The following is a 21,352-nucleotide window of genomic DNA, read 5'->3' on the forward strand; positions in this document are numbered from 1 at the left end:
GGCGGCGGCACCGTCATCACCCACAACGGCGGCATCGCCGGCCACGCCGCCCTCATGTACAGCACCCCCGACGCCGGCACCACCCTGACCGCCGCCCTCAACTACGTCGACGACGCCACCCTCTCCATGAGCGCCGCCTTCCAGCAGGCCACCCAGCGCCTCGTCGCCGCGGTCTTCGGCACCGCACCCGCCCAGTAGACGGGCACCGGCCTTGCGCATCCCCGACCCTGCGCATCCCCGACCCCCGCATTCCCCGCATCCCGCGCAGCACCCGGCGAGTCGTTCGCCGTGAGCACGACACTGAAGACGAGGAACCATGAACACCCAACCCTCACCGGCGACCAAGGCCCTGCGGCGCGTGGCGGTCACGACGCTGGCCGCCACGCTGCTGGCCGGAACGGCCACCCCCGGCCCGGCCGCCGCGACCGCCGGCGTGACCGCGCCGGCGGCGGCTGCCGGTCAGGACCGCCCGGAGCTGCGCGAGGCCATGCAGGCGTTCGTCGATGCCGGTTTCACCGGAGTGCAACTGCGCGTGCACGACGAGCGGGGTGAGTGGACCGGCAGCGCCGGAGTGCGCGCGCTCGGCCAGGCCGCCAAGCCGCCCACGGACGGGCGGTTCTGGACGGGCAGCGTCGTCAAGCCCTTCACCGCGACCCTGGTGCTGCAACTGGTGGCCGAGGGCAGGATCGCCCTGGACGCCCCCGTGGCCGGCTACCTGCCCGAGCTCGGCCTGGACCGGCGGATCACGGTGCGGATGCTGCTGCAGCACACCAGCGGCTTGTTCAACTACACCGGCGACTTCGACCCCGACGGGACGTGGGTGCCGGGCATCTCCGCCAACGGCGACGCCTGGCTGCCCGAGCGCTTCCGCTCCTACCGGCCGGAGGAGCTGGTCAGGGTGGCACTGTCCAAGCCACTACGGTTCGAGCCGGGCAGCGACCAGCAGTACACGAACACCACCTACACCCTGGCCCTGCTGCTGATCGAGAAGGTCACCGGCCGCTCCTACGCCGAGGAGCTGCGGCGGCGCATCCTGCGGCCGCTCGGCCTGAAGGGCACTTCGGTGCCGGGTGACCGGACGCGGCTGCCCGGGCCGCACGCCCGCGGCTACTACCGCTACCGAGACGCCGCCGGCCAGGAGCAGGTGGTCGACATCAGCCGGCAGAACCTGTCCCTGCTGGCCGGCGCCGGTGACCTGATCTCCACCACCCAGGACCTGCACACGTTCATCTCCGCGCTGAACGGCGGCAAGCTCCTGCCCGCCCCGCTGCTCGCCGAGATGCGCACGCCGCACCCCAAGATGGGCTACGGCCTCGGACTGTTCGTCGAGGACCTGGGCCCGGGCTGCGGCACCGTGTACCAGCACGAGGGCAGCCCCCCGCACGGCTACGGGGCGCTGATGTACAGCTCGCCCGACGGCAGGACGACCGTGACCGGCTCGGTGACCTGGGTGGACGAGGCCACCAGAGGCCCGGCGGCGAGCTTCCAGCAGCTGGTGGACAACCTCGTCAAGGACGTGTTCTGCGACGGGTGAGCCGCAGGCTGACGTGACCGAGCCGGCTCGGCGGGCCGTGCGTCCTTCCCGGCGCCGGCCTGGTCACCTGCCCGTCCCCGCGCGGGGTCAGGTGAACTGGCGGGACATCTGGTCGAGGGTCTCGCCCATGACCTCGCGCAGCGTGCGGGCCTCGCGTTCCTCCGCCCACACGTGCGAGGCCAGCCGCAGCCCGACCAGGAAGGCCGCCGCCAGCACCCGGGGCGGCACGTCGCTGGACCGCCCGGAGACGGCCTCGGCCAGGTCGCGCTCCAGCCGGGCGTGGTTGGCGAGCTGCCGGGCCAGCAGCGACGGGTGCCGGCGCGCCAGCCGGGTGCGCAGCGACCACTCCCGCTCCGGCTCCCCGAGCTGCCGGTGCAGCCCCTCGGCCGAGCCGCGCAGCGCCTGCCAGGCGGTCAGCCCGGGCGGCTGCGCCCGCACCTGCTCCACCAGGGTCCTGATGCGCTGCTCCTCGCCGTAGAGCAGCGCGTCCTCCTTCGAGGAGAAGTAGTTGGAGAACGTCCGGCGCGAGATGTTCGCCGCGTCGGCGATCGCCTCGACGGTGACGTCGTCGAGCCCGTGCTCGACCACGAGCCGCAGCGCCGCCTCGTGCACCGCCTGACGGGTCTCGGCCTTCTTGCGCTCGCGCAACCCCACCGTGGTCTCCATGGTGAGAATCATCCTACCTTGGAGGGAATATATTCTCATCGGGCAAAGTTTCCCACCGGGCAGTTATTTACCTATTGGGGGGACCAGCGTGAACGCACCACCACAGCAGATGAGTCACAAACAGATCATGGAGGCCCTCAGCGGGCTGCTGCTGGTGCTGTTCGTGGCGATGATCAGCGCCACGATCGTGTCGGTGGCGCTGCCGCAGATCATCGGCGCGCTCAACGGCACCCAGTCCCAGTACACCTGGGTCGTCACCGCCTCGCTCCTGGCCTCCACGGCCTCCACGCCGATCTGGGGCAAGCTGGCGGACCTGTTCAGCAAGAAGCTGCTGCTCCAGCTCTCCATCGTGATCTTCATGGTCAGCTCGCTGGCCTGCGGCTTCGCCCAGGACACCGGGCAGCTCATCGCCTTCCGCGCCGTGCAGGGGCTCGGCATGGGCGCGCTGCAGGTGCTGGTGCAGGTGATCATCGCCGCGATGATCTCGCCGAAGGAGCGCGGGCGCTACAACGGCTACCTCGGCGGCGTCATGGCCGTGGCCACGGTGGCCGGGCCGCTGCTCGGCGGGCTGATCGCGGACACCTCCTGGCTGGGCTGGCGCTGGTGCTTCTTCATCGCGGTGCCGTTCACCGTGGTGGCCTTCGCGCTGCTGCAGAAGACGCTCAAGACGGTCGACGTGCGGCGTGCGGGCGTCAAGGTCGACTACGTGGGCGCGACCCTCATCGCGGCGGGCGTCAGCGTGCTGCTCATCTGGGTCACCTTCGTGGGCAACTCCTTCGACTGGCTGTCCTGGCAGACCGCCGCGATGGTGCTCGGCGGGGTGGTCCTGCTCGCCCTGGCGACGTGGGTCGAGACGCGGGTGAAGGAGCCGGTGGTGCCGCTGCACGTCGTCCGCCGCCGTACGCCGGCGCTGGCGATCCTGGCCAGCCTCGCGGTCGGCATGGCGATGTTCGGCGGCTCGGTCTTCCTCGGACAGTACTTCCAGATCGGCCGCGGCTACAGCCCGACCGAGGCCGGCCTGCTCACGATCCCGATGATGCTGGGCGTGCTGGTCTCCTCGACCGTCACCGGGCGCATGATCTCCAAGAGCGGGAACGTCAAGCCGTACATCGTGGTCGGGTCCGCCGTGCTCACGGTGGGCTTCCTCGGGCTGGCGACGATGGACCACGAGACCTCGCTGGTGTTCATCTCCGTGGCGATGGTGCTGGTCGGCGCCGGGGTCGGCATGTCGATGCAGAACCTCGTCCTGGCCATCCAGAACACCGTCCCGCTGCGCGAGCTGGGCGCGGCCAGCGGCGCGGTCACGTTCTTCCGCTCGCTGGGCGGCACGATCGGCGTGTCGGTCCTCGGCGCGGTGCTGGCCAACCAGGTCGCCGCGGCGATCAAGGAGGGGCTGGCCAAGGTGGGCATCGACGCGGCCGGCGCGGCGGGCGGCAGCAGCACGCTCAACATCGCGGCCCTGCCCGAGCCGGTCGCGGCGGTCGTCCGGGCCGCGTACGGCGACGCCACCGGTCACATCTTCCTCATCTCGGCGGCCATCGCGGTCGTCGGCCTGATCGCGACCCTGTTCCTCAAGCCGGTCAAGCTCCGCGACAGCCTCGACCTGCCCGCCCCCGTGGCGGACGGCAAGACCCCGGCCCGCCGCACCTGACGCGGGGCAGAGTGGAGAGTGTGCGAGCCCCGGCTGCGGTCAGGGCTCGCACAAGATCATTATCTCTCACATGATCACTTCCGTGCCCCGGGCCGGGACTCCGGCCCGGGGTTTGACGTCCGTCCCCGACAGGCGATGGACGAATGAGTGAGAAGCCAGCACACTCGCGAGGTGAATGGAGAAAACCTGCCACTGTTACGGAGACCCCGATGGCAAGCCTGGCTTCTCCTGCGCTGATCGGGCGCGACACCCACCTGCGATTACTCGTCGGCGCGATCACCTGCCCGCCCTCCGTCACCCAGGTGCAGGGCGAGGCGGGGATCGGCAAGACCAGCCTCGTCAGGGCGGCGATCGACCTGCTGCCCGACGGCGAGCGGACCGTGCTGTTCGGCCACTGTCACCAGATCCGCGAGCCCTTCCCGTACGGGCCGGTGTTCGACGCGCTGCGCCACGTCGCGGCGGCCCTGCCCGGCCGCGACCGGCTCAGCCCGGTCACCGGGGCGCTGCGCGGCTACCTGCCCGAGCTGGCCGGGCACCTGCCCCCGGCCCCGTCCCTGCCCGCGGGCGACCCCCGGGCCGAGCGCCACCACCTCTTCCGCGCGGTCCACGCGCTGCTGGGCGCGGCCGGCGCCGTCGTGCTCGTGGTCGAGGACCTGCACTGGGCCGACGACGGCACCCGCGACCTGCTGCGCTTCCTCACCGACCAGCCGCCCGACGGGCTGGCGCTGGTGGTGACGTTCCGCAGGGAGGAGCTGCCGGTGGCGGGGCTGCCGTTCGGGCACGCGTACCGGCGCACGCCCGGGGTGCGCAGCGAGGTGATCTCGCTGACGCCGCTCGACGTCGAGGGCGTGCGCAGCCTGGCCGGGGCGCTGCTCAAGTCGGCCCCCACCGCGGCCTTCGCGGCCAAGCTGCACGAACGCACGGCCGGGGTGCCGTTCGTGATCGAGGAGGTGGTGCGCTCCCTGCTCGACGACGAGGGCCGCCTCCCCGAACCGCCCGGCCCGAACCGCCGCTCCCGGGCCGAGAGCGAGGGCCGCCCCCTCCGGACGGAGGGCGAAGGCCGTTCATCCTGGCCCGAGGGCGAGAGCCGGCCGCCCCGGGCGGAGGGTGAGAGCCGTTCCCCGTGGCCCGAGGGAGAGAGCCGGCCGCCCCGGGCGGAGGGTGAGAGCCGTTCCCCGTGGCCGGAGGGAGAGAGCCGGCCGCCCCGGGCGGAGGGCGAGGGCCGGATGCCGGGGCCCGAGGCGCTCGACGGCATGGCCGTGCCGGTGCTGCTGCGCGAGGCCATGGCCGAGCGGCTCACCGGCCTGTCGCCGGCCGCGCTGCGCGCCGTCCACGCCGCCGCCGTCCTGGGCCTGCCCGCCGAGGAGTCCCTGATCAACGCCGTCGCCTGCGACGAGCCCGCCCTCTTCGGCGGCGACCCCGCCGGGCCGGCGGCACGGCCCCCGGCTCCGGCCCCCGATCCCGCTCGGCCGGCACCCCCCTCAGCGGAACCCCGGGCGGCGGGGTCCGGGCTGGGGGAGGCGTTGCGGGCCGGGGTGCTGCTCGAACAGCGCGACGGCCAGTACGGCTTCCGCCACGCCCTCGCCCAGCAGGCCGTCTACGACGCCATCCCCGGCCCCGAGCGCCGCCTCGCCCACCGGCGCGCCATGGCCGCGCTGGCCGCGCTCGACCCGCCGCCCCTCGTCCAGCTCGCCCACCACGCCCGCCGCGCCGGCGACTTCGCCGCCTGGCAGCGTCACGGGGCCGCCGCCGCCGACCACGCCGCCGCGATCGGCGACATCCCGCTGGCCGTGGAGCTGCTCGAAGGGCTGCTCGCCGACCCGAAGCTGCCCCGCGACGCCCGGGGCCCGCTGGCGCTGCGGCTCAGCAGGATCGCCGCGGTCGGACTGTCGCACCGCCGCGTCGTGCGCATCCTGCGCCACCTGCTCTCCGACGACTTCCTGTCCCACCGGGTGCGCGGCGAGGCCCGCCTCAACCTGGGCGTGCTGCTGTCCAACCAGGCCGGGGCGATCACCGCGGGCCGCCAGGAGATCCTGGCCGCCCTGCCCGACCTGGCCGACAGTCCCTGCCTGGCCGCCCGCGGCCTGGCGCTGCTGGCCATGCCGGTGTGGGGCGGCGAGCCGCTGGCCATGCACGAGGAGTGGATGGCCCAGGCGGAGAAGCTGCTGGTCGAGGACCAGGAGCCGGAGCTGACCGCCGCCGTGCTGGCCAACAAGGTGAGCATGGCCATGCTCGTCGGCTCGCGGGACGCCTTCGAGCTGGCCGGCACGCTGCCGGTCAACGACCCGTCGGCGGCCGTGCGCAGGCAGGTGGCGCGCGGCTACTCCAACCTGTACGACGCCGCCCTCGCCCTCGGCCACTACGCCGCCGCCGCCCGGTTCGGCGACCAGAGCAGGCGCGTCGCCGAGGAGACCGGGGCGCTGTACCCGGCGTTCCTGGTGGAGATGTCCTCGATCCGGCTGGACCTGCTGACCGGCCACTGGGACGGCCTGCGCGAGCGGGCGACGGCGGCCGTCGAGATGACGTACGAGGCGCCGCTGCTGGCCGTCGAGGCCCGGCTCGCGCTCGGCGTGCTGGCCCTGGCCAGGGGCGAGTGGGACGAGGCCGGCGAGCACCTGGAGGCGGCCGGCGTACGGGACCTGGACTCGGGGTTCCTGCCGGTCGCCGTGGCCGGGTCGAGCGGGCTGGTCGAGCTGCACCTGACGCGCGGCGCGCTGCGGCAGGCGCTGGCGGCGGCGGACCTGGCGGTGACCCGGCTGCGGCGCAAGGGCGTGTGGGTGTGGGGCGACCAGCTCGTGCCGGCCGCCGTCGCGGCGCTGCTGAGGGCCGGGCGGTCGGGGGAGGCGGCGGAGCTGGTGGCCGAGTTCGCGGCGGGCATCGAGGGCAGGAACGCGCCCTCCGCGCACGCCGGGCTCGACGTGGCCAGGGGCGAGCTGGCCAGGGACGCGGGCGCGTACGAGGAGGCGGCGCGGCGGTACGCGCGGGCGCGGGCGGCGTACCTGGCGATGCCCCGCCCGTACGCGGCGGCGCGGGCGGCCGAGTCCGAGGCGTCCGCCCGGCTGGCCCTCGCGGCCGGCGCACCCGCCCCCGAGCCCGGGCCCGCCCCCGAACCCGGGCCCGGGCCCGCTGCCGGACCCGGGGCCGGGGACCTGATCGCCGAGGCGGGCGAGTGGTACGCCTCTCTGGGGGCCACGCACGACGCCGCCCGCTGCCGCCGCCTGCTGCGGGAGCTGGGCCCCGGCAGGCCGGCCGTGCCGCGCCGGGCCAGGAGGGCGGGCGGCGGGGTGTTGTCGCCGAGGGAGAGCGAGGTGGCCAGGCTGGTCGCGCTCGGCCGGACGAACAGGGAGATCGCCGAGGTGCTGTTCCTGTCCCAGCGGACGGTGGACACGCACGTCGCGCGCGTGCTGCAGAAGCTGGGCGTGCGCACCCGGGCCGAGGTGCGGGAACCCCGGCCGCCACAGGAGCGGCCGGGGCCCGTCACCCCCGAGTCGTCGAGCGGATAGAGGTCCGCTCCCCCGAGTCGTCGAGCGGATAGAGGTCCGCTCCCCCGGGGCGCCGGCGGGCAGGTCGGCGGCGCCCCGGGGCGGTGGGCGGTCAGACGGTGATGCTCCACGAGTCGAGGAAGCCGGTGTCACCGGAGTAGACGTCCTCGATGTCGAGCACCCACGTGCCGGCCGCCTGCTGGCTCACCGGGACGGTGAACGTCCTGGTGCCGTACGGCGTGCAGGTGGTGCCGCCGTACCGGTCGACGACGTACCAGGTGCCGTTGGGGCCGCGGAGCCAGATGTCGAGGTCCTCGGCGCACGTGTGGCTGATCGTGATGGACAGCTGGACCGGGGAGGTCGCGCTGCCCGTCGCCGTCGAGGAGACCGAGCTCTGGGTGTTGGCGTAGTCGTTGATCGGGTAGTCGGTGTCGTTGGTGAACGTCCGGCCGCCCGAGGTGCCCTGCACGGTCAGCGCGTACGTCGCCGTCCGCGTGACCGTCTCACCCGTGCCGGTCACCGTGACGGTGTAGCTGCCGGCCGGCGTGGTGGGCGTGGTCGCGATCGTCAGCCTGGCCGATCCGCCGGAGGTGACCGAGGTCGGGGCGAACGTGGCCGTGGCGCCGCTCGGCAGGCCGCTCGCGGACAGGTTCACGGTCTGGGCGGCGCCGGCCGTGGTGCTGGTCGCGATCGTGGACGTGATCTCCGAGCCCGCCTGCACGGTGCCGCTCGCCGGGCCGGCCGAGATCGAGAAGTCGCGTGTGGGCGGGGTGCTGGTCACGGCCTGCTTCCAGATCGCCCACATCGCCGCGTCCGCCGCCCGGTCCAGGACGGTGTCGCTGATGTTGGCGGTGGTGTCGCAGGAGGCGTGGTAGCAGGGGTCGAACGCGCGCCCGGCCGTGCCGCCCCACTTGGCGGCCTGCGCCGAGGTCTTGACGGCGCTGGCGCCCGCCGCGACTCCGGAGCTGGCGATGCCGGCGTTGCGGAAGGAGGCGTCGTCGGAGCGGTTGGCGCCCTCGACGTTCTCCTCGGGCTGCAGGTTCAGCCGGTCGTAGAACTCCTTCAGGTACGACGCCCCGGCCGTGGTGATGTTGTTGATGAAGTAGCCGCCGTTGATGGAGCCCGTCATGTCGTAGTTGTAGTAGACCTGGATCCGCTGCCGCTCGGCGGCGCTGAGCGAGGCCACGTAATACTGCGAGCCGTTGAGCCCCTGCTCCTCGTCGGTCCACCAGCCGAACCTGACGTGCTTGGCCAGCGTCGGGTTGCGCTGGGCCAGGGTCAGGGCGACTTCGAGCAGGTTCGCCGAGCCGGAGGCGTTGTCGTTGATGCCCGGCCCCGCCGCGACGCCGTCGAGGTGCGCGCCGGACATGATGACCTGGTTGGCGTCGCCGCCGGGCCAGTCGGCGATCAGGTTCGGGCCCGCGCCGCTGCTGCAGTAGGCGGTGGTGCAGTTCTGGCGCACGACGTTGTAGCCGGCCGCGCGCAGCTTCTCCTCGACGTACGAGACCGACTGCAGGTAGCCGTTGCCGGTGGACCTGCGGTTGCCGCCGTTGCCGGAGGCGATCGACTGGAACTGCGCCAGGTGCGCCTTGACGTTGGTCAGGCTGATGTCCGGCGGGTCGTCGTCACCGGGGCCCTGGGCGACCCTCAGCGTGTAGGTGGCGGAGTGGGTGGCCGTGCCCGTGCCGGTGACGGTGATCGGGTACGTGCCCTGCGCCGTGGACGAGCCGACCGCCAGCCGCAGCGTCGAGGAGGCGCCCGAGGTCACCGAGGGCGGGGTGAAGGTCGCCGTGGTGCCGGCGGGCAGGCCGGTGGCCGACAGGGTCACCGTCTGGGCGCTGCCCTGGGTGGTCTGCGTGGCGACCGTGGTGCTGACCGTCTGGCCCGGCGCCGCGCTGCCGGAGACCGGGCTGAGCGAGAGCGAGAAGTCGCTGTCGCCCGGCGTGCCGCACGCGGGCTCGTTCGCCGCCGCCGCCACGCTGACCGCGCTCCAGGCCGCCTTGGTGGTGTTGCACTCGACGCTGCTCGCGCCGTACAGCTCGATGACGGCCGCGACGGAGGCGGCGCGGACGTTCGTGTAGCGCCAGGTCGAGGTCTTCCGGGAGAGCGCCCCCATGAAGATCTTGCCGGCCTTCTGGATGCCGATGCCGGTGACCGACGACGGGCCGCCGCTGCAGATCGGGCTGGACGGCTTGCCGCCGCCCGGGTTGTTGCCCTCGGCCAGCAGGTAGAACCAGTGGTTGAGCGGGCCGGCCGCCGCGTGCACCTCGGTGGTCGGGATCGCGGACGAGTAGCAGTTCGGGTCGCCCAGCGCGTTCGGGTTGTACATGTTGCGGATCGGGCCCTGCCCGACCAGGTTGACCTCCTCGCCCACCAGGTAGTCCGGCGGGTCGCTGGGGTGGTTGGCGTAGTGCTCGGTGAGCGCGCCGAAGATGTCGCCGGTGCCCTCGTTGATGCCGCCGTTCTCGTTGCCCGAGCCGGCGCCGCCGGGGGTGGTCTGGAAGATCGCGTGGCCGTACTCGTGGGCCACGACGTCCATGGGGGTGGCCTGCTGGGTGCCCGCCTGGTTGCGGCCGAAGTTGGTGTAGCTGCCGTTCCAGTAGGCGTTGGCCTGGTTCAGCCCGACCCGGGCCGGGAAGCCGCGGCCGCTGCCGTTGATGCCGTTGCGGCCCAGCCATTCGCGCAGCATGTCCCACTCGCGCTGCACGCCGTACAGGGCGTCCACGCAGGCGCTCTCCAGGTTGGTGCCCGAGCCGTTGCCCCACGAGTCGTCGGGGCCGGTGTAGGCGGCGCCGTTCTGGCCGCCGCACTGGATGCCCGGCCTGGTGGAGTCGGTCATCGAGTACGAGCTGCCGGACCCGCTGGTGTTGATCGTCACCTGGCCGTAGTAGTAGCCGTTGCCGGTGCCGGCGCGTACGAGGTCGTAGGAGTCGGCGATCCTGCCGGTGCGCGCGTCCACGAACACGTGCTGGATGCTCGGCTTGCCTTCCCCGGCGATGCCGCTGACCACGGCCTCCCAGGTCAGGCGGGGCTTCTCGCCCCAGGCCAGCACGACCAGGCGGGGCTTGGCGGTGTCGTCCACCCGCGTCAGCACGCCCTTGGCGACCTCCGTGGCCCGCTCCGCGGTGATCACGGGTTTCGTCGGCACGTCGCGCGGGCTCGGGCCGGAGGCCGCGACCGTGTCCCTGACGTTCCCCGCCGCGTCGGTGACCACGACGGCGTCGCCGCCCACCATGGGCAGGCCCTTGTACGTGCGCTCGTACGCCACGTAGAACATGTCACTGGCGCCCGGCGTGACCGAGACGCGGCTGTACGCCTCGTCCGGGCCCCTGGTGAGCGCGTCGAGCTGGCTGGAGACGGCCCGGTCGGCGACCGCCGCCGCGAGCGCGGCCGGGTCGGCGGTCGCCTGGGCGGCCTGCTGCTGGGATCTGGCCGCCCCCGGAGGGGCCGCGTGCGCGGATGACGCGGGTAACGCCATCGTCGCGGCCGTGGCCACGCCGACGACCGCCGCGAGCAGGGCTTTGCGTTTCACGCTGGGGTGCTCCTTTCGGCGTTTCCCCGGGCCGCCGGGCGCTTGTGAGCGCGCGGCGGCCGGCGCGTCACCCGGGTTCGCCTGGGTTCGCGTCCGTCAGGGAAATGGGGGGTGATGGGAGGGTGACGGGAAAGCGAGCGGGCCCTTTCGCCTTGTTGCCGCCCGACGCTAAGCGCTCGCTCCCGGCGGGGAAATACGTATGTGCATCGGTAGGGATACCGATAATTCCGTTTCGCCTGGTGAGGTGCGGGACAATCAGGGCGTGCAGTTCGGCGTCCTCGGCCCGCTCGTGGTCCGGTCGGCCGAGGGTGACCCGGTCGCCGTCGGCGGGCCGCGCCCGCGCGCGCTGCTGGCGATGCTGCTGCTCGACGCCGGACGGCTGGTGAGCCTCGACCGCCTCATCGACGGCCAGTACGGCGACCGCCCTCCGGCGGGCGCGGCCAACGCCGTGCAGGCGGGCATCTCCCGGCTCCGGCGGCGCCTGCCCGACGGGCTGATCGAGTTCCACGGGACCGGTTACCTGCTGGCGGTGGATCGGGAGCACGTGGACGCGCACCGCTTCGAGCGGCTGGCCGGGGAGGGGCGCGCGCTGCTGTCGGCGGGCCGGCCCGGCGTCGCCGCCGGCGTGCTGCGGGAGGGGCTGGCGCTGTGGCGCGGCCCCGCGTTCGCGGACCTGACCGGCGCGCCGTTCGCCGGGCCGCAGGCGCGCCGCCTGGAGGAGCTGCGCCTGACCGCCTCCGAGGACCTGTACGAAGCCGAGCTGGCCCTGCCCGGCACCGCCCCCGAGGCCGGGCTGCGCGAGCTGGTCGCCGCCCACCCGCTGCGGGAACGGGCCCGCGGCCTGCTGATGCGCGCCCTGCGCGCCCGGGCCCGCCAGGCGGAGGCCCTGGCCGTCTACGACGAGGGGCGGCGGCTGCTGGCCGCCGAGCTCGGCGCCGACCCCTCGCCCGAGCTGGCCGCCCTGCACCTGGAGATCCTGCGGGGCGAGGAACGCGAGCGCCCGGCCCGGCCCGGCGTGCCCGCGCAGCTCACCAGCTTCGTGGGGCGGGAGGAGGAGCTGGCCCTGCTGGCGACCGCCCTGCGCACGTCCCGCCTGGTCACCATCGTCGGGCCGGGCGGCACGGGCAAGACCCGCCTGGCCATCGAGGCGACGGCCCGCGGCCCCGCCGGGGCCCACTTCGTGGACCTGTCCCTCGCCGACCCCGCCACACCCGACCCCCCTCCGGGAACCGGAACGCCCGGGAGCGGGCAGGCCGGCTCCGGCCTCGTGACGTCCGGGGGCGGGCAGGCCGGCCTCGGACCCCGGATGCCGTCGGGTGGGCAGGTGGCGCAGGCGGTGCTCGGGGCGCTCGGGGTGCGGGAGCCGGCGCTCAGGCCGTACGGCGCGGGCGGGCCCGACCCCGCCGACCGGCTCGTGGCCGCGCTGTCCGGGCAGGACCTCCTCCTCATCCTGGACAACTGCGAGCACGTCGTCGCCGAGGCGGCCGCGCTGGCCCGCCGCCTGCTCGCGCACTGCCCCGGCCTGACCATCCTGGCCACCAGCAGGGAGCCGCTGGGCCTCACCGGGGAGCGCCTGATCCCGCTCGCGCCCCTGCCCACCCCACCGCCCGGCGCGCCGCCGCCCGCCGACCCGCTCGGCTACCCGGCGGTCAGGCTGTTCGCCGACCGGGCGGCGGCCGTACGGCAGGGGTTCGCCCTCGACGCCGGCAACCTGGAGGCGGTGTCGCGGATCTGCGCCGCGCTGGACGGCCTGCCGCTGGCCATCGAGCTGGCGGCGGCGCGGGTGCGCACGTTCGGGGTGGCGGAGATCGCCGACCGGCTGGCCGAGCACGGCAGGTTCCGGCTGCTCTCGCGCGGCGACCGCACCGCCGCCGCCCGCCACCGGACGCTGCACGCCGTGGTCGAGTGGAGCTGGAGCCTGCTCGGCCCCGAGGAGCAGGCCCTGGCCCGGCGGTTCTCGGTGTTCACCGGCGGCGCCACCCTGGAGGCGGTGGAACGCGTCTGCGCCGGCCCCGCTCCCCCGGCGGAAACGGCGGTCGCAGCGCACCCCGTCACCACCCGCGCCCCGGCCGGAACGGCGAGTGCGCCGCAGGTCTCCGCCACCGATCCCCTCGCGGGCACGGCGGACCTGGCCGGGGTGCTGGCGGATCTGGTGGACAAGTCGCTCGTCGAGACCGACGGCGAGCGGTACCAGATGCTCGACACCATCCGGCTGTTCTGCCTGGAGCGGCTGGCCGAGGCGGGCGAGGAGGAGCGGCTGCGCCGGGCGCACGCCGCCTGGTCCCTCGACCTCGCGCGCCGCGCCCACGACCACCTCTACCAGGCCGAACAGCTCGAATGGCTGGCCCGGCTGTCGGCCGACAACGCCAACCTCCAGGCGGCGCTGCGCTGGAGCGTGGCGCACGACCGGCCGACGGCGTGGCGGCTGGTGGCGACGCTGGCCATGTACTGGTGGCTGAGCGGGCGGCGCGGCCAGGCCGTCCGGCACGCCGTACGCCTGCTCGACTCCGCCGAGCGGGAGAGCGGGCCTGAGGCGGAAGGCGGGCTGGCGGAGGAGTACGTGCTGGCGGTGCTGCACGCCGTCCCCGAGTCGGGCTCCCCGCACTGGGCGCGGGCCCGGGAGATCGTCGAGTCGCTCGACCGGCCGATGCGCTACCGGTTCGGCGTGGCGTTGTGGGGCATGATCGCGGGCCCGCCCCAGGACGAGGTGTCGGCGGCGCGGGGACGGCGGATGCTGGGCCCGGAGCCGTGGAGCCACGCGCTCGGCCGGCTCAGCATCGCGCTGATGTCCCTGCTCAACGGCTCGGTCACCGAGGCCGAGCCGGAGCTGGAGCGGGTGCTGGCGGAGTTCGGCGCGGTCGGGGAGCGCTGGGGCGCGGCGCAGGCGCTCGACTGGCTGGCCCTGACGGCGAGCTGGCGCGGCGACTGGGAGCATGCGTTCGAGCTGTGGGAGCGGGCGCTCGCGCTGCTCGAAGAGCTCGGCGCGCTGGACGAGCTGGCCGACGTGCTGGGCCGGCGGGCCGGCGCGCACTGGCGGGCGGGTGACGCGCGGGCCGCCCGCGCCGACTACGAGCGGGCGGGCGAGCTGGAGCGGCGGCTGGGCCGGCCGGAGCTGATGGCCTGGGTGCAGCTCCAGCTCGGCGAGATGGCCCGCTTCGAGGGCGACCTGGACGAGGCGGTGCGGCGGCTCGAAGCCGCCCTGGCCGGCTCGGTGACCGGCGCGTTCACCTCCGAGGGTACGAGGTCGCGGGTGCTGACGGCGCTGGGCCGGCTGGCCGAGGCGAACGGCGACGTGGCCGGGGCCGCGCGCAGGCACGCCGAGGCGCTGACCGCCGCGCTCGGCACCCCGCTGGCCGCCGACCTCGCCGGCGTCGCCGAGGGCCTGGCCGCCCAGTCCCTCTTCGAGGCCACCTTTCCGAGCGCGCCGCACCCGGACGAACGGCTGGTGATGGCGGGGGCCGAGCGGGCGGCGTTGTTGCTCGGGGTCGCGGTGGCGCTGCGGGGCATGGCCGTGGCCGGGGACCGGGACGTGGCCGCGACCACCGCCGGCGCCATCCGGGTGCTCGGGGCCGAGGCGTTCGCGGCGGCGTACGCCAGGGGCGCGGCCGTGCGCCCGGACGAGGCGCCGGCCATCCTGCGCGCCGCCGCCGACGGCGGCCCCCCGCGCTGACCGGCGCGTGCCCCGTTGTCAGCGGCTGGTCGTCCGGTTGTCAGCGGGGGTGGCGAAGCTGCCGGGCATGCGGAACACGAACGTGCTCATTTCCGGGGCCGGCATCGCCGGCCCGGCCCTCGCCCACTGGCTCACGCACCACGGATTCACGGTCACCGTCGTCGAGAAGGCCCCTCACCTGCGCCCCGGCGGCCAGGCCGTGGACTTCAAGGGGGAGACCCACCTGACCGTGCTGAGCCGCATGGGCATCCTGGACGAGGTGCGCCGCCTGCAGACCGGCGGCACCGACCAGGAGATCGTGGACGCCAACGGCCGCAGGCTGGCGGTGATGCCCGGCGAGTTCACCGGCGGCGCCCTGGAGATCCTGCGCGGCGACCTGTCCAGGATCATGTACGAGCGCACCGCCTCCTCCTGCGAGTACGTCTTCGGCGACTCGATCACCTCGCTCACCGAGACCCCGGGCGGCGTCGAGGTCACCTTCGAACGCGCCACCTCCCGCACGTTCGACCTGGTCGTCGGGGCGGACGGCATCCACTCGAACGTGCGCCGCCTCGCCTTCGGCCCCGAGCGGGACTACGTGCGCCACCTCGGCCACTACTACGCGCTGGTGGACGTCGAGGAGGACTTCGGCGCGGTGCCGCGGATGTACAACGAGCCGGGCCGGCTGGTCGCGGTGGGCGGGCCGAAGGCGCCGGCGTTCTTCGTCTTCGCCTCCGAGCCTCTCGACTACGACCGCTACGACGCCCGGCAGCAGGCGGAGATCCTGGCGCGCGTCTTCACGGGCATGCGCTGGCGGACCCCCGAGGTCGTGGAAGCGGTGCGCCGCTCGCGCGACGTCTATCTCGACGCGATCAGCCAGGTCAGGATCGACCGCTACAGCGCGGGCCGGACGGTGCTGCTCGGCGACGCCGCGTTCGGCAACACGCTGGGCGGCTTCGGCACCGGGCTGGCCATGGTGGGCGCGTACGTGCTGGCGGGCGAGCTGGCCGCGGCGGGCGGTGATCACCGCAGGGCCTTCGCCGAGTACGAGCGGCAGTTCCGGCCGTACGCCAGGATCTCCCAGAACGGCAACACCGGCCCCTTCCTCGCCCCGGCCACCCCCATGCGCATCCGGATGCGCAACCGGATGTTCAAGCACCGCTTCCTGCTCGGCCTGATGATGAGGATGGGCGACAGGTTCGCGACGGACATCCACCTCAAGTCGTACTGAACCTTGGTCAGGCTCCAGCCCTGCCGACCCCGCCGTACACGTGGAGGTGCGGGGTGCCGTCGAGCAGGGGGAGGTGGCCGTCGTCGGGCCGCACGCGCCAGTCCTGCACCGGCACGAAACCCGGCCCGATCAGCTCGAACCCGTCGAACAACGCCAGCACCTCGGCCCGGTCGCGGAACCTGGCCTGCGCGGGCGAGCCGGCCGTGGCCTGCTGGAGCTGGGCGATGGCCTCGGGGGCGCTCTCGGCCATCGCGTGCGAGAGCACCAGATAGCCGCCGCCCCGCATGCTCCGCCGGAAGGCGGCCACGATGCCGGCCGGGTCCTCCTCGTCCATCACGAAGTGCAGCACGCCGACCATCAGCACGCACACCGGCTGGTCGAAGTCGATCAGCCCGGTGACGTGCGGGTCGCCCAGGATGTCGCCGGGGCGGCGCAGGTCGGCCTGGATGCCGGCCACGCCGGGGGCGTCGGCCAGCAGCACCTGGGCGTGCAGGCGGACCACCGGGTCGTAGTCGACGTAGACGACGCGGCAGGCGGGGCTCACCGAGCGCACGGTCTCGTGGATGCTGGGCGTGGTGGGGATGCCGGTGCCCAGGTCGATGAACTGGCGTACGCCCAGCTCGGCCAGATGCCGGACGGCCTCGATCTGGAAGTGCCGGTTGGCCCGCGCGACCAGGCGGGTGTCGGGGGCGACGGCCAGCAGCCGGTCGGCCACCGCCCGGTCCACCGCCAGGTTGTCCTTGCCGCCGAGCAGATAGTCGTAGACCCGGGCCGAGCTGGGGACGGAGGGGTCCACGCCCGGTGGAACGCGTTCTGGCTCGGTCACCGAACCGTCTCCTTCACCGAGGGGAACTGAGGCGACATCCTACTCGCCGGTTCACCGCTGTCACGGGACTCACCCTGACGCTGGGGGTGAACATCCACCGCTCCCGCCGGGCTCGCGGGAGCGCTGCTCCGGCCACCGGGCCGGAAGCTCCTTCCCAGGACGGACGTAATTACCGACGCATGACCGATGCGCTCGGGGCCCGAGCCTGTGCATCCTGGTGGGGACGGGTCCGGTGCGGGCCTCGTTCCGGACCTGAGAGGAGCCGCGAGGGCATGAACGACACGGCAGGCCGCCCCACCGTCGTCCTGGACAACGGTGTCGTCGGCAGGGTCATGCTGACCCATCCGTCCCGGTGCGACCTGGTGCTCGTGCTCGGCATGGACGGGACCCTGCTGAGCTGCCGGCTCGACGACATCGCGTGCGTGGTCGGGGGCCAGCCCCTCTGCCGCGACGGCTGACCGCCGCCCCGGCGCGCGCGGGCCGGGCGTGAGCGGGCGGGCGGCAGGTCAGGCGCGGTTGACGATCTCGCTGAAGGTCGCGGCCGCGGTGAAGTCGTTGGTGAGCCGGTTCTTGGTGAGCGCGAACGTGGTGCCGGTCTCCTTGTCGGCCCAGGCCGTGCTGCCGCCCGCGCCGCCGATCCCGAACACGTTCGGCGTCTGCTCGGGGGTCGAGCCCGGCGCGCCGATGTTGAACCCGAGCCCCCACGCCGACGGCATGCCGAAGACCTCGTCCACGCCGCTCGACACGACGGCCGTGACCTCGTTCAGCCGCTCGGCCGAGATCAGCCGCGTCCCGTCCACCTCGCCGAGCAGCGCCGCGTACAGGCGGGCGATGGCCCTGGCGGAGGTCTTGCCGCCGGCGGGGATGTCGGCCGACAGGTAGTCGGGCCGGTTGCCGAGGTCGGCGCCGGGCATCAGCGCCATCGGCGCGGCCTTGAACATCGGCAGGTCGGCCGGCATCTCGCCCCACTCGGACATGTCCATGGGGGCGTCCTCCAGCCGGGCCAGCCGGGCGTGCTCCTTCTCCGGCATCCCGAAGTAGAGCTCGTCGGCGATCCCCAGCGGCCCCGCCACGTCCTCGGCGAGCACCTGCGAGATGGGCTTGCCGGTCACCCGCCGGACGATCTCGCCGACCAGGAACCCGAACGTGTAGGCGTGGTAGCCCATCTTGGTGCCCGGCTCCCACCACAGCTCGGCCTCCTCCAGCGCGGCGGTCATCCTGCCCCAGTCGCAGACGTCCTCGGGCGTGGTGTCGAGCGGCACCCCGGGCACGCCCGCCGTGTGCGAGAGCACGTGCCGTACGGTGACGGCCTCCTTGCCGTGCCGCCCGAACTCCGGCCACAGCTCGGCCACCCGGGTGTCGTAGCCGAACAGCCCCCGCTCGGCCAGCACGTGCGCGACCGCCGAGGTGGCGCCCTTGCCGATGGAGAAGTTGTAGAAGGGCGTGTCGGACGTGACGGGCCGGCCGGTCCCGGGGTCGGCCACGCCGGCCACCACGTCCACGATCTGGACGCCGTCCCGGTAGACGGCCACCTGGAGGCCGCGCTCCTCGCCGGACTCGACGAGCTTGTCGGCCGCTTCCTGCACCTGCTGCTGAAGGTCGCTCATGGTGTTTCCCTCCTTGTTCACCGCTGGAACTAGACGGTACAGTACTCGTATCAGTACGGAACTGTCTAGTACTGTTATGGCAAGCGAACGAGAGGGCGGTCATGGCAGACGAGCAAGACGGCCGGACGGCACGCAAGCGCAGGCAGATCCTCGAGGCGGCGCTCCCCGTCTTCCTGCACAACGGCTACGTGGGCACCAGCATGGACGAGGTGGCGGCGGTGGCCTCGGTCTCCAAGCAGACCGTCTACAAGCACTTCACCGACAAGGAACAGCTCTTCACCAGCCTCATCATGGAGACCACCGGCCAGGTGGAGGAGCTGGCCAAGATGATCACCGCGGTCCTCGACGACAGCGAGGACCTGGAGAAGGACCTCGGCGAGCTGGCCCGCCGCTTCCTGGCCCGGATCATGAGCCCCGACGTGCTGCGGCTGCGCCGATTGGTGATCGCCGAGGCCGACCGGTTCCCCGACCTCGGCCGCACCTGGTACGAGCAGGGCTTCGAGCGCTCGCTGGAGACCATGACCGCGACCTTCGCCCGGCTGACCGAGCGCGGGCTGATGCGCGCCGACGACCCGCGACTGGCCGCCGAGCACTTCGTCGGCCTGCTGCTGTGGATCCCGGTGAACAAGGTGATGTTCTCGGGCGGCGGCGCGCACTACACCGAGGCCGACCTCGAACGCCTCGCGGAGGCGGGGGTCGAGGTGTTCCTGCGCGCCTACGCCGCCCCCGGCGCAGGCCCGGCCGGCACGTGAGCCCGGCCTGCCCCTGAGCCCGTCCGGCACGTGAGACCGGCGCCCGGCTCGGACCCCGGGACGGGCGCTAGGTCAGATACCGCTTGAGCCCGGCGGCGAGGGCGGTGGCCATGCGCTGCCGGAAGGCGCCGTCGGACATCTTGGCGGCGTCGCCCTCGTTGCGCATGTTGCCGCACTCGATGAACACCGCCGGCCGCTTCGACAGGTTGAGCCCGCCCAGGTCGGTACGGCTCTGCAGGCCGTCGCGCGCCGTGTAGGTGGCGTACGGCATCCCGGTGCCGGCCCGGTAGGCGTCGCGGATGTCGCGGCCGAGCCGGCGCGACGGCTTGATGACCTTGTCGTTGTGCCCCGGCAGCAGCCCCGGCGTGATCACGTGGAACCCGTGCCCGCCCGGCGCGGCACCGTCGCCGTGGATGGACAGGACGGCGTCGGCCCTGGCCTCGTTGCCGATGGCGGCCCGCTCGGTGACGCAGGGCCCCACGCCCTTGTCGTCGGGCCGGGTGAGCACGACCTTCGCCCCCATCCCCTCCAGGATCGGCTTCAGCCGCGCGGCGACGTCCCAGGTGAAGGCGTGCTCGGGATAGCCGTCGTCGGTCCGGGTGCCGGTGGTGTTGCACGCCTTGCGGCCGTTGATGACGTCGACCTGGCGGTTGATCTCCTCGGGGTGCGCGGCGTTGCCGCCGTTGTGCCCCGGGTCGAGGACCACGGTCCTGCCCGCCAGCGGGCGGTCCCCGGTCGGCTGCGTGGCGGTCGGGGAGGCGGGCAGCGCCGCCTCGCGCGCGGCGGGCACGGCGCCGCCGCCGCATCCGGCGGACAGTCCGGACATCAGCGCGGCGAGCGCGGCCAAGGCCACGCGACCGGCTCGGTCAGCACGCATGGGACCGACCGTACCGGGACGGGGACGCGAATCCCAAGACCCCGGTGACCTGCGATTTCGTGTCGCGATCCGGGTTTTCCGCGCCGCCGGGAGGGTTAGGAATCGGCGGTGTGATCCGAGGTTACGCAGAGCAGCCGAGCCCGCGCGCGGGCGGGCGGATGACGTTGCGGGTGGCGACGGACGCGCCGTGGTTCCGGGTCGAGCTGCACCGCTGCGGCGACGGGCTGACGCTGTGCGAGAAGTCGCCGTGGCTGCCCGGCGAGGACGCGCCGCCGCACCTGCCCTGGCACGACTGGGGCGAGCCCGGCACGGGGCTGCGCGGCGAGCCGCTCAAGCCGTGGCCGGCCTATCCGCTGCCGGTCCCGGCCGAGCCCGGGGTCTACGTCGCGGTGCTGGTGGAGGGCGACGACAACGGCGGCGACCTGACCGACCCCGACCGCACCACGGCCGACGGGCGCGAGGCCAAGGCCCTGTTCGTGGTACGGCCCCCGCGCCCGGCGGCCCGGATCCTCTACAAGCTGCCGCTGCTGACCTACCACGCCTACAACCTCATCGACGGCCGGGCCTACGACCCGGAGCGCGGGGACGGGCACTGGTGCCTCTACAACATGCCCAGGCCGGAGGAGGTGCCCGGCGGGCTGTCCCCCGGGGTGGGGCTGCACCGGCCGGGCGGCGGGACGGGGGCGACGCCGTACGACGTCTTCAACTTCGACCCCTACGACCCGACGCCGCGCCAGACGTTCGCGCACTGGGACGGCCCGTTCGTCGCCTGGCTGGCGCGCCGGGGATACGCCGTGGACTACTGCACCGACCTCGACCTGCACCGGGAGGGGCCGGCGCTGCTGGAGCCGTACCGGCTGCTGGTGAGCGCCGGGCACGACGAGTACTGGAGCGACGCCATGCGCGCCGCCGTCGCCCGCCACGTCGCGGGCGGGGGCAACGTGGCCTTCTTCGGCGGCAACACCTGCTGGTGGCGGGTGGTCTTCCACGACGCCGTCACCTTCTCCCGCGTCGCGCCCTGGCACGAGCTGGGCCGGCCCGAGAACGAGCTGACCGGGGTGAGCTTCCGCAACGGCGGCGAGCGCGACCGCGACGAGCACCCGGTCCCGGTGGGCTTCCGGGTGCAGCACGCCGATCACTGGGTCTACGAGGGCACCGGGCTGTCCGACGGCGAGGTGTTCGGCCTGGCGGAGAACCTGGTCGGCTACGAGTGCGACGGCGCCGCCTTCGACCGCGCCGCGCCGCCGCCGCACGCGCCCACCGGGGCCGACGGCACGCCCGCCGGCTTCACGATCCTCGCCGTCGGTGACGCCAGGGCGAGCGGCTGGGGCCTCGGGAACGGCGCCGCCACGATGGGCCTGCACACGGTGGGCCTGCACACGGTGGGCCCGCACGCGTCCGGCGGCACCGTCTTCACCGCCGCCACCACCGACTGGCCCCGCGCCCTGGCCACCTGCCCGCCCGTCGCGCGCATCACGGTGAACGTGCTCGACCGCCTCTCCTGACCCGCCGCCGCCCTCGGCGCCACCCGCCGCTCCCGGCCCT

Annotated in this window: 13 protein-coding genes and 1 pseudogene; 9 read left to right on the forward strand and 5 right to left on the reverse strand. The window is 74.0% G+C overall.

Annotated elements, in window-relative coordinates; all coding sequences use genetic code 11:
- Positions 1–198, forward strand: a pseudogene (locus tag IO39_RS56330) (alkaline D-peptidase); the annotation flags it as partial.
- A gap of 118 nt (positions 199–316) precedes the next feature.
- The gene (locus tag IO39_RS40200) at positions 317–1,534 is read left to right on the forward strand and encodes a serine hydrolase domain-containing protein (RefSeq protein ID WP_052423990.1); all 1,218 of its coding nucleotides are present in this window, start codon (positions 317–319) and stop codon (positions 1,532–1,534) included.
- 87 nt (positions 1,535–1,621) lie between these two features.
- Here the strand turns inward: IO39_RS40200 and IO39_RS40205 are convergent, their stop codons facing one another.
- Positions 1,622–2,200: a TetR/AcrR family transcriptional regulator gene (locus IO39_RS40205; RefSeq protein WP_043635696.1), complete on the reverse strand. Its 579-nt coding sequence runs from the start codon at positions 2,198–2,200 to the stop codon at positions 1,622–1,624.
- Between the two features lie 109 nt (positions 2,201–2,309).
- Here IO39_RS40205 and IO39_RS40210 point away from each other — a divergent pair, with 109 nt between their 5' ends.
- Positions 2,310–3,851, forward strand: coding sequence for an MDR family MFS transporter (locus IO39_RS40210; RefSeq protein ID WP_052423991.1), 1,542 nt, complete (start codon positions 2,310–2,312; stop codon positions 3,849–3,851).
- A gap of 209 nt (positions 3,852–4,060) precedes the next feature.
- A complete protein-coding gene (locus IO39_RS53525; protein WP_245642555.1) occupies positions 4,061–7,354 on the forward strand; it encodes a helix-turn-helix transcriptional regulator in 3,294 nt (1,097 codons plus the stop codon).
- Positions 7,355–7,445: 91 nt separating this feature from the next.
- Here the strand turns inward: IO39_RS53525 and IO39_RS40220 are convergent, their stop codons facing one another.
- Positions 7,446–10,865, reverse strand: a complete 3,420-nt coding sequence (locus tag IO39_RS40220) for a M20/M25/M40 family metallo-hydrolase (RefSeq protein WP_043635699.1) — start codon at positions 10,863–10,865, stop codon at positions 7,446–7,448.
- A 262-nt stretch (positions 10,866–11,127) separates the two neighbouring features.
- On the opposite strand from IO39_RS40220, the gene IO39_RS58355 reads away from it, so the two are divergent.
- Positions 11,128–14,535, forward strand: coding sequence for an AfsR/SARP family transcriptional regulator (locus tag IO39_RS58355; RefSeq protein ID WP_043635744.1), 3,408 nt, complete (start codon positions 11,128–11,130; stop codon positions 14,533–14,535).
- A gap of 67 nt (positions 14,536–14,602) precedes the next feature.
- Positions 14,603–15,745 carry an FAD-dependent monooxygenase gene (locus IO39_RS40230; protein WP_043635747.1) on the forward strand — a complete coding sequence of 381 codons (1,143 nt, stop codon included), beginning with the start codon at positions 14,603–14,605 and terminating at the stop codon, positions 15,743–15,745.
- A 7-nt stretch (positions 15,746–15,752) separates the two neighbouring features.
- Here IO39_RS40230 and IO39_RS40235 read toward each other — a convergent pair whose 3' ends face one another.
- On the reverse strand, positions 15,753–16,571 hold the full coding sequence (locus IO39_RS40235) for an SAM-dependent methyltransferase (protein ID WP_043635702.1): 819 nt from the start codon (positions 16,569–16,571) through the stop codon (positions 15,753–15,755).
- Positions 16,572–16,843: 272 nt separating this feature from the next.
- Between IO39_RS40235 and IO39_RS40240 the strand changes: the two genes are divergently transcribed.
- Positions 16,844–17,029, forward strand: coding sequence for a hypothetical protein (locus IO39_RS40240; RefSeq protein WP_043635705.1), 186 nt, complete (start codon positions 16,844–16,846; stop codon positions 17,027–17,029).
- 48 nt (positions 17,030–17,077) lie between these two features.
- Here IO39_RS40240 and IO39_RS40245 read toward each other — a convergent pair whose 3' ends face one another.
- Complete coding sequence (locus tag IO39_RS40245; protein WP_043635708.1) at positions 17,078–18,178, reverse strand: EstA family serine hydrolase; 1,101 nt, start codon at positions 18,176–18,178, stop codon at positions 17,078–17,080.
- A gap of 101 nt (positions 18,179–18,279) precedes the next feature.
- On the opposite strand from IO39_RS40245, the gene IO39_RS40250 reads away from it, so the two are divergent.
- On the forward strand, positions 18,280–18,930 hold the full coding sequence (locus IO39_RS40250; RefSeq protein WP_043635711.1) for a TetR/AcrR family transcriptional regulator: 651 nt from the start codon (positions 18,280–18,282) through the stop codon (positions 18,928–18,930).
- 67 nt (positions 18,931–18,997) lie between these two features.
- Here IO39_RS40250 and IO39_RS40255 read toward each other — a convergent pair whose 3' ends face one another.
- Positions 18,998–19,807 (reverse strand): N-acetylmuramoyl-L-alanine amidase, encoded by an 810-nt coding sequence (locus IO39_RS40255; RefSeq protein WP_043635713.1) that lies wholly within the window; start codon positions 19,805–19,807, stop codon positions 18,998–19,000.
- A gap of 110 nt (positions 19,808–19,917) precedes the next feature.
- On the opposite strand from IO39_RS40255, the gene IO39_RS40260 reads away from it, so the two are divergent.
- A complete protein-coding gene (locus IO39_RS40260) occupies positions 19,918–21,312 on the forward strand; it encodes a N,N-dimethylformamidase beta subunit family domain-containing protein (protein ID WP_043635716.1) in 1,395 nt (464 codons plus the stop codon).
- Positions 21,313–21,352: the final 40 nt, after the last annotated feature.

This window comes from Nonomuraea candida (assembly GCF_000725485.1).
GTDB classification, from domain to species: Bacteria; Actinomycetota; Actinomycetes; order Streptosporangiales; family Streptosporangiaceae; genus Nonomuraea; species Nonomuraea candida.

Coding starts and splice junctions, on each gene's coding strand:
- IO39_RS40200 (WP_052423990.1), top strand. CDS start 317: ATGAACACCCAACCCTCACCGGCGACCAAGGCCCTGCGGCGCGTGGCG.
- IO39_RS40205 (WP_043635696.1), bottom strand. CDS start 2,200: ATGGAGACCACGGTGGGGTTGCGCGAGCGCAAGAAGGCCGAGACCCGT.
- IO39_RS40210 (WP_052423991.1), top strand. CDS start 2,310: ATGAGTCACAAACAGATCATGGAGGCCCTCAGCGGGCTGCTGCTGGTG.
- IO39_RS53525 (WP_245642555.1), top strand. CDS start 4,061: ATGGCAAGCCTGGCTTCTCCTGCGCTGATCGGGCGCGACACCCACCTG.
- IO39_RS40230 (WP_043635747.1), top strand. CDS start 14,603: ATGCGGAACACGAACGTGCTCATTTCCGGGGCCGGCATCGCCGGCCCG.
- IO39_RS40240 (WP_043635705.1), top strand. CDS start 16,844: ATGAACGACACGGCAGGCCGCCCCACCGTCGTCCTGGACAACGGTGTC.
- IO39_RS40245 (WP_043635708.1), bottom strand. CDS start 18,178: ATGAGCGACCTTCAGCAGCAGGTGCAGGAAGCGGCCGACAAGCTCGTC.
- IO39_RS40250 (WP_043635711.1), top strand. CDS start 18,280: ATGGCAGACGAGCAAGACGGCCGGACGGCACGCAAGCGCAGGCAGATC.
- IO39_RS40255 (WP_043635713.1), bottom strand. CDS start 19,807: ATGCGTGCTGACCGAGCCGGTCGCGTGGCCTTGGCCGCGCTCGCCGCG.